Below are 13,595 nucleotides of genomic sequence, written 5' to 3' on the forward strand. Positions count from 1 at the left end.
GCATCGCGTGCTTTCGCTGACAGGCCATCCGTTAATCAGGCAACAGGCGCAGGAGGCGGCTCGTCCGGCAACGTCGGTTCGCCGGGCTCGGTGGGCTGTTCGTTGGGCGTATCGGGATCAGGCTGGCCGGGGATGCCGCCCGCCGCTTCGACAGGGTGGGCCAGCAATGACCAGGCCATGACGCCAATTTGATTGGGCTCAAGCCTTGCCAGTTCGGCACTGATTCGCGGATCGATCTTCATAGAGCAACTCCTGAGCGAAGGGCCCGTTGCGCTGACGCAAAAACGGGCAGTACACCCAATAGAGTGCCTGCCCGCCCAGGAATTCCAACAGCTCGTCCGAATCAGGTGCGCGGCAACGTCACACCGCGCTGGCCCTGGTATTTGCCGCCACGGTCCTTGTAGGACACTTCGCATTCCTCGTCGGATTCAAGGAAGAGCATCTGCGCCACGCCTTCGTTGGCATAGATTTTCGCCGGCAAGGTCGTCGTGTTGGAAAACTCCAGCGTCACGTGGCCCTCCCACTCCGGCTCCAGCGGCGTGACGTTGACGATGATGCCGCAACGGGCATAGGTGCTCTTGCCCAGGCAGATGGTCAGTACGTTGCGCGGGATGCGGAAGTACTCGACGGTGCGAGCCAGGGCGAACGAGTTCGGTGGAATGATGCACACGTCGCTCTTGACGTCGACGAAGCTTTTCTCGTCGAAGTTCTTCGGGTCGACGGTCGCCGAATTGATATTGGTGAATACCTTGAATTCATCGGCGCAACGCACATCGTAGCCGTAGCTGGAGACGCCGAAGGAGATCAGCCGGTCGGCGCCTTCGCCACGCATCTGACGCTCGACGAAGGGCTCGATCATGCCGTGCTCTTGCGCCATGCGGCGAATCCACTTGTCCGATTTGATGCTCATGGCGGTTTCCTGAAATAGCGAGGTGGAAAAAATACGTCCGGCATCTTACCGGGCCGCGGGGCCGGGTTCAAAGCGCCACAGACAAATCTCGCCGATCCCCCTTGATTTCCTGCTCCTGACGGCCATCATCCGCGCCGTCAGTCACCAAATCGGAGAAACCTTCGCAAAGACCATTGGCACGTTCCGGAAAAAGGGTTAAGGTGGCGTCACTGTGTTGCTTGTGTCACTGAGAATCTCTACACGATATGTTGAATTTCGATCCAACCATCTACAAGAATTTTTCCTGCTCTTTGCACTCAGTCTCGGCCAGGGTTCTTCCTGAGTCGCAGTTATCTTTGTTCAAGGAGTTACACCATGTCTAATCGCCAAACTGGTACCGTTAAGTGGTTCAACGATGAAAAAGGCTTCGGCTTCATCACCCCACAATCCGGTGACGACCTGTTTGTTCACTTCAAAGCTATCCAATCCGACGGCTTCAAAAGCCTGAAAGAAGGCCAACAGGTTTCTTTCATCGCTACCCGCGGTCAGAAAGGCATGCAAGCTGAAGAAGTTCAAGTTATCTAACTTGTCCTTGCTTTAGTAAAAAGCCCCGCCCTCAAAAGCGGGGCTTTTTTGTGTCTGTCAGTTTTTACTGACGCACAAAAAACTGTGGGAGCGGGCTTGCTCGCGAAGGCGTCGTATCAGTCACCTATACAGCGACTGGCACCCCGCTTTCGCGAGCAAGCCCGCTCCCACATTAAGGTCTGTGTTGGCCTGGGATTACCAGGTGACGCCAAATCCAGCCGTGTACCGCGTCTTGCTCAGGTCGCTGTCTTCCGTGCCCTCGATGACATCCTTCTCTGCCTTGAGGTTGAGCGACGCCCAATCGGTGACCTTGTAGCGCAAGCCGACCTCGGCGTCATAGGCATAGTCCGCCACGCCGGACAGAGGCTTGCCCACTTCACCATTGGTGAAGAGCTCGACGCGCTTGCCGATCAGGTAGCGGTTGTAGTCCCATTTCATCGCCACGGAGTAGAAGTCGTCCTTGCCACCGTCACGGTATTCATAATCGGTGCGGTTGAGCAGCGAACCCAGCGAGAACGCACCCAGCTCGTCGTCCCAGAATTGATAGCCGGGACCGGTACCCACGACGCGCTGACGGGCCAGGTCTTCGACTTTGTCGCGTTTGTAGTTCAAGCGACCCTGCCAGAACCATTTGTCCGTCAGGAACCGGTCGAGGGAATACTCCAACCGCCAGTTGTCCGCAGACACCACGTCGTCCTGGAATTCACGGTTGTATTCGCCTTCGGCGGTATGCCGCCATCTGCCGTGGCGTGCGGAGGTCTTGAAGTCGATGTCGTAATCGTCGGTATCGTTTTCCGCACGCTGATAATCCAGCGCGGCGTCGATATTGCCTTTCCACACCAGATCTTCGACCACCGGCTTGGGCTTGAGGATTTGCTGGATACTTGCCAAGTCGACGGTCTTGGGCGCGTCACCATTGGCCAAGGTCACCTTGCCATCCTCGGCAGCATGCAGTGCCTTGGCTTTTTCGCCGCTATAGGCATCCTGCTTGACCAGCAATTGCTGGTCGCTCTCCAGGGTCTTGACCTGCTTCCAATCGATGGGAATCGCACCGGCGTATTCGGTCTGGATCAGCAATTTGCCGCCATCGAAAACGGTAATCTTGCCGCTGAGCTTGTCGCCGTTCTTCAACCAGACGGTATCGGCAAGCAAAGGCATGGAGGCGCTGGTAACAGCTAGGCACAGCAAGGTTCTGCACAACATAAGCGATAATGGGCTCAAGTTTTCGGTGAAAAGGCGGCATTATCCCCCAGGACGACACCTTAGCAACGACTGACCCGCTTATATGTAATGAGTTCATTTCTCAACCAGCCCTGTAGGAATTAATCTACAGACGGAGCCCTCAGGAAGCCTTTACGTGACTGACACCCCAGCGGCGGCCGAGAACGCTGCCCAGATCCGCCGCACCACCCTTTACCTGACCCTGGCACAGGTGCCGGCGGGCAAAGTCGTCACTTATGGCCAGCTCGCCGAAATGGCTGGCCTGGGCCGGGCCGCGCGCTGGGTCGGGCGCACCCTCAGCCAATTACCGAACGACACGAAACTGCCCTGGCATCGGGTGCTCGCCGCCGGCGGTCGGATCAGCCTGCCCGCAGGCAGCGCCTCGGGAGACGAACAACGCGCGCGCCTGCGCACGGAGGGGATCAGTGTCCTGAATAATCGTGTTGATATTCAGCGCCATGGCTGGCGCCCGGTAGAGCACAGCGGTTAGAGTGCGCGCTTTGTTTTCGCAATTTTTGAGGCAGACTCCAGCCCATGCCCCGTAAAACCTGGCGCGCCGCCCTCGCCGCCTATGCCAGTCCCTCGACGCTCGTGCTGTTGCTGCTTGGCTTCGCCGCCGGCTTGCCATATATGCTGGTGTTTTCCACGCTTTCGGTCTGGCTGCGCGAAGCCGGTGTCGCCCGTGAAACCATTGGCTATGCGAGCCTGATCGGCCTGGCGTACGCCTTTAAATGGGTCTGGTCACCCTTGCTCGACCAGTGGCGCCTGCCACTGCTCGGTAAATTGGGGCGTCGCCGGTCCTGGCTGGTGCTTTCCCAGGCCTTGGTCATCCTCGGCCTGATCGGCATGGGCTTCTGCGACCCGCAAAAACACCTGTCCTGGCTGATCGCCATTGCCGTCATCGTGGCTTTCGCCTCAGCCACCCAAGACATCGCCGTCGATGCCTATCGCCTGGAAATCGCCGACGACACGCGCCAGGCCGCCCTCGCCGCCAGCTACATGTCCGGCTATCGCGTCGCCGCGCTGCTAGCCACTGCCGGCGCCCTGTTCTTCGCCGAAGGTTTTGGCTCTACCGGCTTCAACTATAAACACTCGGCCTGGGCCGGCACCTACCTGCTGTTCGGCGTCTTGATGGTCCCGGCGCTGCTCACCTCGCTGCTCATGCGCGAACCGCCGGTGCCGCTGCGCACGCAATTGCAGGCCGGGCGCTACACGTTCGTTCACCAATTGGCGTCGGTGTTCGTGCTGATCGTGCTGCTGGTGTCCGTCCCGGCGATGTTTACCCAGCTCTACAACACCGATTTCGCCAGCGTACTGTTCGAAGGGGTCAGCCTGCTGGACCTGCTGCTGCAGGACCGTGCCTTTCTGCGGGCCATCCTCTACATCATCCTGACCGCGCTTTGCCTGTCGGGCATGGGCCGTCGCGGGCTGGCGCCGGTGCTGACGCCGGTCAACGACTTTATCCTGCGGTACCGCTGGCAAGCCCTTTTGCTGCTTGGGCTGATCGCGACTTACCGGATGTCCGATACGGTCATGGGCGTCATGGCCAACGTGTTCTACATCGACCAGGGCTTCACCAAGGACCAGATCGCCAGTGTCAGCAAGATCTTCGGGCTGATCATGACCCTCGTCGGCGCCGGCATGGGCGGCCTGCTGATCGTACGCTTCGGCATCCTGCCGATCCTGTTCATCGGCGGGGTCACCTCGGCTAGCACCAACATCCTCTTCCTGATGCTCACCGACATGGGCGCCAACCTGAAGATGCTGATCCTCACCATCTCCCTGGACAACTTCAGCTCCGGCCTGGCCACTTCGGCGTTCGTCGCCTACCTGTCGAGCCTGACCAACCTGAAGTTTTCCGCCACCCAATACGCCTTGCTCAGCTCGATCATGCTGTTGCTGCCGCGGCTGATTGGTGGTTATTCCGGGGTAATGGTGGAGAAATTCGGCTATCACAATTTCTTCCTGATCACCGCGCTGCTGGGCGTTCCGACCCTGCTGCTGATCGCCCTGCACTGGTATCAGGAGAACCGGCGCCAGGGCTCGGCCGCCACTGCCGAACCGACGCCCACTCGACCGGCGGAAGAATCGTAGGAAACTTCAGCAGACGCCGGCGAAACCGGCGTTCGCGCCCGGCGACCGGCCGCGCGCCTGTACGCCAAGGCATCTCGCCCGTACAATGCTCCGTCACTTCTCGTCATCAGCAACCGACAACGGCCAACCATGCGCACCAGTCAATTTTTGCTCGCCACACAGAAAGAAACGCCTTCCGACGCCGTCGTGATCAGCCATCAATTGATGCTGCGTGCCGGCATGATCCGCAAACTCGCCTCCGGCCTGTATACCTGGCTGCCGATGGGCCTGCGGGTCATGCGCAAGGTGGAAGCCATCGTCCGCGAGGAAATGGACGCCGCCGGCTCTCTGGAAGTGTTGATGCCGAGCACCCAACCGGCCGAGCTGTGGCAGGAATCGGGGCGCTGGGAAGAGTACGGCCCTGAGCTGCTGCGCATCAAGGATCGCCACGGTCGCGACTTCTGTGCAGGCCCGACTCACGAAGAAGTCATCACCGACCTGATGCGCAACGAGTTGAGCAGCTACAAGCAGCTGCCAATCAACCTGTACCAGATCCAGACCAAATTCCGTGACGAGATCCGTCCACGCTTCGGCCTGATGCGCGGTCGCGAATTCATCATGAAGGACGCCTACTCGTTCCATGCCGACCTGGCATCGCTGCAAGTCACCTATGACCGCATGCACCAGGCCTACTGCAACGTGTTCACCCGCCTGGGCTTGAAATTCCGCCCGGTTGAAGCCGACAACGGCTCCATCGGCGGCGCCGGCTCCCATGAATTCCACGTGCTGGCCGAGTCCGGCGAAGACGACATCGTCTTCAGCAATGGCTCCGACTACGCCGCCAACATCGAGAAAGCCGAAGCCGTGCCACGGGAAACCTCCCGCGCCGCGCCGACAGAAGAACTGCGCCTGGTGGACACACCGAACGCCAAGACCATTGCCCAACTGGTGGAAGGCTACAACCTGCCCATCGAGCGCACCATCAAGACCCTGATCGTGCGGGCGGAAGAAGAAGGCAAGTTGATTGCCCTGATCATCCGTGGCGACCATGAGCTGAACGAAATCAAGGCCGCCAACCAGCCTGGCGTTGCCAGCCCACTGGTCATGGCCACCGAAGCGGAACTGCGCGACGCCATCGGCGCCGGTGCTGGCTCCCTCGGCCCACTGAACCTGCCGTTGCCAATCATCATCGACCGCTCGGTGGAACTGATGAGCGACTTCGCCATCGGCGCCAACGTCGACGACAAGCACTATTTCGGCGTGAACTGGGAGCGTGACCTGCCCGTTCCAACCGTGGCGGACCTGCGCAACGTCGTGGCCGGCGATCCGAGCCCGGACGGCAAGGGCACCCTGGAAATCAAGCGGGGCATCGAAGTCGGGCACATCTTCCAGCTGGGCAACAAGTACAGCAAGGCGATGAAGTGCGAAGTGCTGGGCGAGAACGGCAAGCCGGTCACCCTGGAAATGGGTTGCTACGGCATCGGCGTTTCCCGCGTGGTAGCAGCGGCCATCGAACAGAACAACGACGAGAAAGGGATTATCTGGAGCGACACACTGGCGCCCTTCCAGATCGCCCTGGTGCCGCTGCGCTACGAGACCGACCTGGTGCGCGAAGCCACCGACAAGCTCTACGGCGAACTGACTGCGGCCGGCTTCGAAGTGCTGCTGGATGATCGCGACAAGAAAACCAGCCCCGGCATCAAGTTCGCAGACATGGAACTGATCGGCATCCCACACCGGATCGTCGTCAGTGATCGTGGCCTGGCCGAAGGCAACCTGGAATACAAGAGCCGTACCGAGGCCGAGCCGCAAGCGCTGCCGGTCGCTGACGTACTGTCCTTCCTCCAGGCCCGTATCCGCCGCTGACACCAGATAGAGACGTCATGTTCAAGCGAAACACCTTAGGCCTCGGTGGCGCCGCCTTGTGCGGCGCCCTGCTGGTCAGCGGCTGTGCCAACCATATGTCACAGCGCAGCGAGCACGAAGAGCGGGTCGAGCGCAAACTGCTTGACCACAGCTTGCAGATCGACGTGGGCGAACCCAAGGTGCTCGACCTGCCGCAACGTCGAGTGCGAATCAATGAGCAAAAAACCTTCGAAGTCACCGAGTTCGAAGTGACTCGCCATTATGATCGCTACACACCTTACCAACCGTGGCGGGAAGTCTACGAGATCCCCCTGGGTGCGGTGGCCGTGGTGGCCGGTGTCGGCGCGAATGTGGTCAACGTGTTCGCCTTGGGCAACCTGCCGGAAACGGTGACCCATGACTGGATCAGCTACGGTGTTGCCGGGCTCAACCCGTTCATGAACGTGCCGTCCCATGGCCGTGCCCAGCAGAACCTGGCGGGCATCGACGAAGTCCAGCGCGACAAGCGCACGGAACATTCGAGCCTGCCCTGGAGCGAACGCCCTGTGGAGGTCAAGGCCGCCCGGCAGACCTTCGAGCTGAGCACCGACCGTAACGGCGTGCTGCGCTTGAACCTGCTGGAAAGCCCGTTCGCCGAACAGGACCTGAGCCAGTTCGGCAAATTGCAGATCAGCGTGACGGACGCCCAGGACGAGGTGCACACCGACTCATCCCTGAGCATCAGCAGCACCTTGCGCAGCAAGCTGGTGGAAGCCCATGCGCTGATCTACGACGACCTGGAAGACGACGAGGTGAGCCAATGGGTGCATCGGGTCAAACGTTTGTCCGAGCTGGGGCTCGAGGAAGAGGCCAGCGAACTGGAACAGAGCCTGATCGAGCTGACGCGCAACGATCCGGAGCTGCAGGCCGAGTTCATCAAGGCGCTGACCAAGGATGGCGGCCGATTGGTCGCGGACCCGGGCGTTAACTGAAGGGCAGAACACCTCGGTGGCGAGGGAGCTTGCTCCCGCTGGGCTGCGCAGCAGCCCCAATAGCGGCTGACCGAATTTATCTGACATACCGAGGCGGCAGATTTCAGGGCCGCGTCGCAGGCCAGCGGGAGCAAGCTCCCTCGCCACCAGGCCAGGCCTTACCGCTCAAACAACTCCAACTGCTCGAACCCACCCCGCAAATCCTCCAGCCGCACCCCTATGCCCAACAATCGCACCGGTTTGCCGCCACGGCTGAACGCCTGGGTCAATAACAGCTGGTAGCTATCCAGGTCCCGCCCCGCCCCGGCTTGTTCCAGCGTGGTCTGGGTGAAGTCGTGAAACTTCACTTTGACGAACGGTTTGCCCGGCCGATAACTGCTGTCGATCCGCGCCATGCGCCCGCTGAGGGTTTGCATCAGTTCCGGCAGCTTGTCGAGGCAGCTCGCCAGGTCCGGCAGGTCGACATCGTAGGTATTTTCCACGCTGATGGACTGCCTTCGGCTGTCGTTATGAACCAGGCGCTCATCGATCCCACGGGCCAGACTCCAGAGTCGTTCGCCAAAACTGCCGAATTCGCGCACCAGCGCCAGCTTGTCCCACTGACGCAACTGCAAACAATCGACGATGCCGAGCCTGTTCAATTTGTCAGCGGTGACCTTGCCCACGCCATGGAGCTTGTTGACGGGCAGGGCCGAGACGAAATCCTCGACCTGGTCCGGGGTGATGACGAACAGGCCGTTGGGCTTTTTCCAGTCACTGGCAATCTTGGCCAGGAATTTGTTCGGTGCGACGCCGGCCGACACGGTGATGTGCAACTGATTGGAAACACGCCGACGAATGTCCTGGGCGACACGCGTGGCGCTGCCACCGAAATGGGTACTGGCGGAAACGTCCAGGTATGCCTCATCCAGGGACAGCGGCTCGATCAGGTCAGTGTAATCGCTGAAGATCGTATGAATTTCCTTGGATGCCTCCCGATAAGCCTCCATCCGGGGCTTGACGATGGTCAGGTCCGGACAGAGCTTCAAGGCATGACCGGATGACATGGCCGAACGCACACCGTAGGCCCGCGCTTCGTAGTTACAGGTGGCAATCACCCCTCGCCGATCCGCCGAGCCTCCCACGGCCAGTGGTTTTCCGGCCAGCCGAGGGTCATCCCGCATCTCAATGGCGGCATAGAAACAGTCACAGTCGACGTGGATGATTTTACGTTGCGTCATAAAGAAGCGGAGCGTGCGACGAGTCGGGCCGACAGTATCGCATCGGCACCTGTATATAGCACCAGTAGTTTGAAGGATCCTTCGTTTAGAGCCGAAAGATCCTACATAAATTTATTTCTTCAATCGCCGCGAACCGTTCGATAGAGCGCCAACCCTTGCCAGGCCTGCGTCACAGCGTTGTCACAAGCCTTTCCCCGTGGCTAAGCGCTTGAAGCGGAACAGTTTTTTATAACACGAGGGTTGACAGCAGCAAGATCCTCTGTAGAATGCCGACACACAGACGCGGGATGGAGCAGTCTGGTAGCTCGTCGGGCTCATAACCCGAAGGTCGTCGGTTCAAATCCGGCTCCCGCAACCAAACATCAAAAAAGGCTACTCGAAAGAGTGGCCTTTTTTGTGCGCGGGGGTTTTGTACTCGTGGAGCTGAAAGGGTCGGCCGCGGCCACCCTCACCGCACCAGACTGTAGGACAATTTCTTTTGATTCCGAGCATTTACGCCGATAAGAGGCGGATCGGTCGTTTATTTGACCCCGCGATCTTTTAACGGTTGACACTGAGGCGTTCGCCTGTAGAATGCCGCCACACAGACGCGGGATGGAGCAGTCTGGTAGCTCGTCGGGCTCATAACCCGAAGGTCGTCGGTTCAAATCCGGCTCCCGCAACCAAATATCAAGAAAGGCTGCTCGAAAGAGTGGCCTTTTTTGTGTCTGGCGAAAAAGCTTCATTACAAATTTTTTGTAATTATTTTCTGCCGCAGGGATTGGTAACTTGGCTGGATACCCCCATCCTGTCGCGCATAGCTCAAGAGGTGATTGATGCGCGCCCACTCGTCTGACCCGCAAGACTCCGTTACTGCGACACAACCGATCAAGGCCGAGCAATTGCGCTGGCTGGATCGGATCAGCCAGTATCGCCAGCCTATCGGCCTTGCCGTCACGCTGCTGTTGTTTGCGATTGCATTGATAGCCTGCCGCCATCTGCTGAGCGAGCTCGATCTATACGCGCTGCACGACTCCATCCTGGAGGTGCCTCGGCCAGCGCTGCTCGGCGCGATTGCCGCTACGGTGGTGGGCTTCATCATTCTTCTGGGCTATGAATGGTCCGCCACCCGCTATGCCGGGGTGACACTGCCGCCCCAGACCATGATCCTCGGCGGCTTCACTGCCTTTGCCATTGGTAACGCCATCGGCCTGTCCTTATTGTCCGGCGGTTCGGTTCGCTACCGCCTGTATGCGCGCCATGGCCTGGGGGCCTCTGACGTCGCCCACATGACCTTGTTCGCCAGCCTGTCCCTGGGCTGCGCGCTGCCACCGCTGGCGGCACTGGCAACGCTCAGCGATTTGCCTGCCGCGTCTGCCGCACTGCATCTTCCAGCCGCCCTGCTGGGCGCGATTTCGGTGGCGGTGCTGTTGCTCATGAGCGTGCTGGCCATCGGCATCTATCGTCGGCGATTGCCGGAACAGCCCCATCGGCACAGCCTCCTGGTCAAGGCCGGCCGCCGTACGTTGCGCCTGCCAGGCCGGCGCCTGACCTTCCTGCAACTGGTCATTACCGCCCTGGACGTCGCGGCCGCCGCCACCGTGTTGTACCTGTTGCTGCCCGAAGCGCCACCGTTCGGCGCCTTCCTGCTGGTTTACCTGTTGGCGCTGGCCGCCGGTGTGCTCAGTCATGTACCGGGCGGGGTCGGCGTATTCGAAGCGATTCTGCTGGCCGCGTTCGCCGACAAACTGGGGGCCGCACCGCTGGCCGCTGCCCTGCTGCTGTACCGCTTGATCTACGTGCTGCTACCGATGCTGGTGGCCTGCGTGTTGCTGTTGATCAATGAGGCTCAGCGGCTGTTCCAGACGCGCCAGACCCTGCGGGTAGCGTCGGGTTTCGCCGCGCCGATCCTGGCGGTGCTGGTGTTCCTGTCAGGCGTGGTGCTGCTGTTTTCCGGCGTGACGCCGGAAATCGATACCCGTCTGGAGCACATCGGTTTTCTGATCCCGCATCGGCTGGTGGATGCCTCCCACTTCGGCGCCAGCCTGGTGGGCGTACTGTGCCTGCTGCTTGCCCAGGGCCTGCGTCGCCGCTTGTCGGCGGCCTGGATGCTGACCACCATCCTGCTGCTGGTAGGCGCCCTGCTCTCGCTGCTCAAGGGCTTCGACTGGGAAGAAGCCACGCTGCTGACACTCACCGCCGCCCTGCTGGCGATATTCCGACGCTCGTTTTATCGCCCGAGTCGCCTGACTGAACTGCCGTTTTCCCCACTTTTCCTGATCGCCAGTCTCTGCGTGCTCGGCGCGTCGATCTGGCTGCTGCTGTTCGCCTACCAGGACGTACCCTACAGCCATCAACTGTGGTGGCAGTTCACCCTTGATGCCGATGCGCCTCGCGGCCTGCGCTCGTTGCTGGGCGCTGCGGTGCTGTTGGTGGTGGTGTCGCTGACCTGGCTGCTGCGCACCGCACGGCCGATCATCCACTTGCCCACCGCAGCGGAGCTGGAGCGAGCCAAGACGATCCTCATGGCCTCCTCGCAACCCGACGGTGGCCTGGCGCTGACCGGCGACAAGGCGTTGCTGTTTCACCCCAACGACGCCGCGTTCCTGATGTATGCCCGCCGTGGACGCAGCCTGGTGGCGCTGTACGACCCGATCGGCCCTACCCAACAACGGGCCGAAATGATCTGGCAATTCCGCGACCTGTGTGACATCTACCATGCCCGCCCGGTGTTTTATCAGGTGCGCGCCGAGAACCTGCCGTACTACATGGACATCGGCTTGACCGCAATCAAGCTGGGTGAAGAGGCACGGGTCGATCTCAAGCGTTTCGATCTGGAAGCCAAGGGCAAGGAGATGAAGGATCTGCGCTACACCTGGAATCGGGGCACCCGCGACGGCTTGTCGCTGGAGATCCACGAGCCGGGCCAGGCGCCAATGGATGAGCTCAAGGTCATTTCCGATGCCTGGCTGACCGGCAAGAATGTCCGCGAGAAAGGCTTCTCGCTGGGCCGCTTCAGCGATGACTACCTCAAGCACTTCCGCATCGCGGTGATCCGCTTCGAAGGCCGCCCGGTGGCGTTCGCCAATCTGCTTGAAACCCACAGCCATGACCTGGCGAGCCTCGACCTGATGCGTGCTCACCCGGACGCTCCCAAGCTGACCATGGAATTCATGATGGTCGGCCTGATCCAGCATTATAAAAACCATGACTTCGCCCGCTTCAGCCTCGGCATGGTCCCACTGTCGGGCCTGCAACCACGTCGCGGTGCACCGCTGACCCAGCGCCTGGGTTCGATGGTGTTTCGCCGTGGCGAGCAGCTCTACAACTTCCAGGGGCTGCGCCGCTTCAAAGACAAATTCCAGCCTGACTGGGAACCTCGTTACATGGCCGTGCCCGCCGGACTCGATCCGCTGGTGGCGCTGGCCGATACTGCCGCCCTGATTGCAGGCGGCCTGACTGGACTGGTGAAACGCTGATGATGCAACGCTCCTGGCGATACGTAGTGGCCGCCCTGCTGGTGCTGGCAGTGATTCTCGGCGGCGGTTATTGGTACTGGAACCGCCCGGCCCCACAACCCACCCTGGAACAACTGGAACCCTCCGACGGCGTACCGATGACCCGGGTCATCCCCGGCACCAAGCCCCGCGCCCAAGTGTTGGTAGCCGTCAATGAAGACCAGAAACTCAGCGACACGCAACTGACGACCCTCAGCCGCAGCGGCTCGGCGCAGATCGTCCAGGTGATCCTGCCCAAGGACTGCATGCTGCAAGGTCGCGCCCTGCAGGCGGGGCTGCGGCAGCTCCAGGGGCCGGCCACGCTGGTCAGCGGTATCGGCCCGGGCGCTGTGCTGGCCTGGCGCTGGCTGGCGGAACAGAAGGATGACAAGGCCAAGGCTGTTTCGGTGGACCTGGCCCTGGAAAAACCCGGCTGCACGCACCTGCTGCCAAAAAGCGCCGCCCACGGCCACTGGCTGGTGGCCTGGAACGATAACCCCGACGACACCAGCGCCGGTTTCGTGCGGGATCAGCCAAATGCCGAAACCAGCATCAGCGACTACGACATCAACCTGCCGCAGGTGCTGAACAACGAACTGCGCAAGATCCTCGTAGGTGCCGACAAGGGCAAGGGTGGCCTGAGCATTCCGGTGGTCGAAGTGCCCACCAGCCAGGCGCGGGATACCGTGACCCTGTTTCTTTCCGGAGACGGCGGCTGGCGTGACCTGGACCGCGATGTGGCTGACGAGATGGCGAAGATCGGCTACCCGGTCGTCGGCATCGATACCCTGCGTTACTACTGGCAACACAAGAGCCCCGAGCAGAGCGCCGTGGACCTTGCTGAGCTGATGCAGCACTACCGCCAGATCTGGGGCGCCAAGCGCTTCATCCTGACCGGCTACTCCTTCGGCGCCGACGTCTTGCCAGCCATCTACAACCGCTTGCCGGCCACCGAGCAACAGCGGGTCGATGCGATTATCCTGCTGGCCTTCGCCCGTACCGGCAGCTTCGAGATCGAAGTTGAAGGCTGGCTGGGCAACGCCGGCACCGAAGCCGCCACCGGCCCGGAGATGGCCAAGCTGCCTGCCGAGAAAGTGGTGTGCATCTACGGCGGCGAAGAGGCAGACGAAAGCGGCTGCACCGACAAGACCGCCGTCGGCGAAGCGATCAAACTGCCGGGCGGCCATCACTTCGACGAAAACTACCCGGCCCTGGCCAAGCGGCTGGTCGATGAGATCAACAAGCGGCAGAACAAGCCTGCCGACCAATGATTTGATGCAAGCCTGAAAAAAAG

At 60.8% G+C, this 13,595-nt stretch carries 11 protein-coding genes and 2 tRNA genes; 9 read left to right on the forward strand and 4 right to left on the reverse strand.

Translation table 11 applies throughout. From position 1 onward, the window contains the following. Positions 1 to 35 precede the first annotated feature (35 nt). Positions 36 to 242, reverse strand: a complete 207-nt coding sequence (locus AD663_RS21070) for a hypothetical protein (protein ID WP_003184748.1) — start codon at positions 240 to 242, stop codon at positions 36 to 38. A 101-nt stretch (positions 243 to 343) separates the two neighbouring features. After that, a complete protein-coding gene (dcd, locus tag AD663_RS21075) occupies positions 344 to 910 on the reverse strand; it encodes a dCTP deaminase (protein WP_003184751.1) in 567 nt (188 codons plus the stop codon). A 354-nt stretch (positions 911 to 1,264) separates the two neighbouring features. Here dcd and AD663_RS21080 point away from each other — a divergent pair, with 354 nt between their 5' ends. After that, positions 1,265 to 1,474, forward strand: coding sequence for a cold-shock protein (locus AD663_RS21080; RefSeq protein WP_002554837.1), 210 nt, complete (start codon positions 1,265 to 1,267; stop codon positions 1,472 to 1,474). Positions 1,475 to 1,669: 195 nt separating this feature from the next. Here AD663_RS21080 and AD663_RS21085 read toward each other — a convergent pair whose 3' ends face one another. Further along, positions 1,670 to 2,677: a DUF481 domain-containing protein gene (locus AD663_RS21085; RefSeq protein WP_003184754.1), complete on the reverse strand. Its 1,008-nt coding sequence runs from the start codon at positions 2,675 to 2,677 to the stop codon at positions 1,670 to 1,672. 154 nt (positions 2,678 to 2,831) lie between these two features. On the opposite strand from AD663_RS21085, the gene AD663_RS21090 reads away from it, so the two are divergent. The 4 genes from AD663_RS21090 to AD663_RS21105 all read left to right on the forward strand — a co-directional run bounded on the left by AD663_RS21090 (position 2,832) and on the right by AD663_RS21105 (position 7,605). Then, positions 2,832 to 3,185 carry an MGMT family protein gene (locus tag AD663_RS21090; RefSeq protein ID WP_053214478.1) on the forward strand — a complete coding sequence of 118 codons (354 nt, stop codon included), beginning with the start codon at positions 2,832 to 2,834 and terminating at the stop codon, positions 3,183 to 3,185. 44 nt (positions 3,186 to 3,229) lie between these two features. Next, a complete protein-coding gene (locus AD663_RS21095) occupies positions 3,230 to 4,789 on the forward strand; it encodes an AmpG family muropeptide MFS transporter (protein WP_053214479.1) in 1,560 nt (519 codons plus the stop codon). A gap of 129 nt (positions 4,790 to 4,918) precedes the next feature. Then, entirely contained in the window at positions 4,919 to 6,634 is a 1,716-nt protein-coding gene (locus AD663_RS21100) for a proline--tRNA ligase (RefSeq protein ID WP_053214480.1), read from the forward strand. Between the two features lie 17 nt (positions 6,635 to 6,651). After that, complete coding sequence (locus AD663_RS21105; RefSeq protein ID WP_003184762.1) at positions 6,652 to 7,605, forward strand: hypothetical protein; 954 nt, start codon at positions 6,652 to 6,654, stop codon at positions 7,603 to 7,605. Positions 7,606 to 7,763: 158 nt separating this feature from the next. On the opposite strand, the gene dinB is transcribed toward AD663_RS21105, so the two are convergent. Further along, the gene (dinB, locus tag AD663_RS21110; RefSeq protein WP_053214481.1) at positions 7,764 to 8,825 is read right to left on the reverse strand and encodes a DNA polymerase IV; all 1,062 of its coding nucleotides are present in this window, start codon (positions 8,823 to 8,825) and stop codon (positions 7,764 to 7,766) included. Between the two features lie 281 nt (positions 8,826 to 9,106). Between dinB and AD663_RS21115 the strand changes: the two genes are divergently transcribed. The 4 genes from AD663_RS21115 to AD663_RS21130 all read left to right on the forward strand — a co-directional run bounded on the left by AD663_RS21115 (position 9,107) and on the right by AD663_RS21130 (position 13,572). Beyond that, positions 9,107 to 9,183 (forward strand) — tRNA-Met (locus tag AD663_RS21115). A gap of 230 nt (positions 9,184 to 9,413) precedes the next feature. Then, positions 9,414 to 9,490 (forward strand) — tRNA-Met (locus tag AD663_RS21120). Positions 9,491 to 9,640: 150 nt separating this feature from the next. After that, positions 9,641 to 12,283 carry a bifunctional lysylphosphatidylglycerol flippase/synthetase MprF gene (gene mprF / locus AD663_RS21125; RefSeq protein WP_053214482.1) on the forward strand — a complete coding sequence of 881 codons (2,643 nt, stop codon included), beginning with the start codon at positions 9,641 to 9,643 and terminating at the stop codon, positions 12,281 to 12,283. Then, complete coding sequence (locus tag AD663_RS21130; protein ID WP_053214483.1) at positions 12,283 to 13,572, forward strand: virulence factor family protein; 1,290 nt, start codon at positions 12,283 to 12,285, stop codon at positions 13,570 to 13,572. The genes mprF and AD663_RS21130 overlap by 1 nt, the downstream gene beginning before the upstream one ends. The last annotated feature ends 23 nt before the right edge of the window (positions 13,573 to 13,595 follow it).

The sequence above is a fragment of the Pseudomonas sp. Q12-87 genome (assembly GCF_001269755.1).
Lineage (GTDB): Bacteria > Pseudomonadota > Gammaproteobacteria > Pseudomonadales > Pseudomonadaceae > Aquipseudomonas > Aquipseudomonas fluorescens_S.

Bases quoted from the DNA above. Each gene is read 5' to 3' on its own strand.
- AD663_RS21095 (WP_053214479.1), top strand. From the start codon at position 3,230: ATGCCCCGTAAAACCTGGCGCGCCGCCCTCGCCGCCTATGCCAGTCCC.
- AD663_RS21100 (WP_053214480.1), top strand. From the start codon at position 4,919: ATGCGCACCAGTCAATTTTTGCTCGCCACACAGAAAGAAACGCCTTCC.
- AD663_RS21130 (WP_053214483.1), top strand. From the start codon at position 12,283: ATGATGCAACGCTCCTGGCGATACGTAGTGGCCGCCCTGCTGGTGCTG.
- dcd (WP_003184751.1), bottom strand. From the start codon at position 910: ATGAGCATCAAATCGGACAAGTGGATTCGCCGCATGGCGCAAGAGCAC.
- AD663_RS21070 (WP_003184748.1), bottom strand. From the start codon at position 242: ATGAAGATCGATCCGCGAATCAGTGCCGAACTGGCAAGGCTTGAGCCC.
- dinB (WP_053214481.1), bottom strand. From the start codon at position 8,825: ATGACGCAACGTAAAATCATCCACGTCGACTGTGACTGTTTCTATGCC.
- AD663_RS21080 (WP_002554837.1), top strand. From the start codon at position 1,265: ATGTCTAATCGCCAAACTGGTACCGTTAAGTGGTTCAACGATGAAAAA.
- AD663_RS21105 (WP_003184762.1), top strand. From the start codon at position 6,652: ATGTTCAAGCGAAACACCTTAGGCCTCGGTGGCGCCGCCTTGTGCGGC.
- mprF (WP_053214482.1), top strand. From the start codon at position 9,641: ATGCGCGCCCACTCGTCTGACCCGCAAGACTCCGTTACTGCGACACAA.
- AD663_RS21085 (WP_003184754.1), bottom strand. From the start codon at position 2,677: ATGTTGTGCAGAACCTTGCTGTGCCTAGCTGTTACCAGCGCCTCCATG.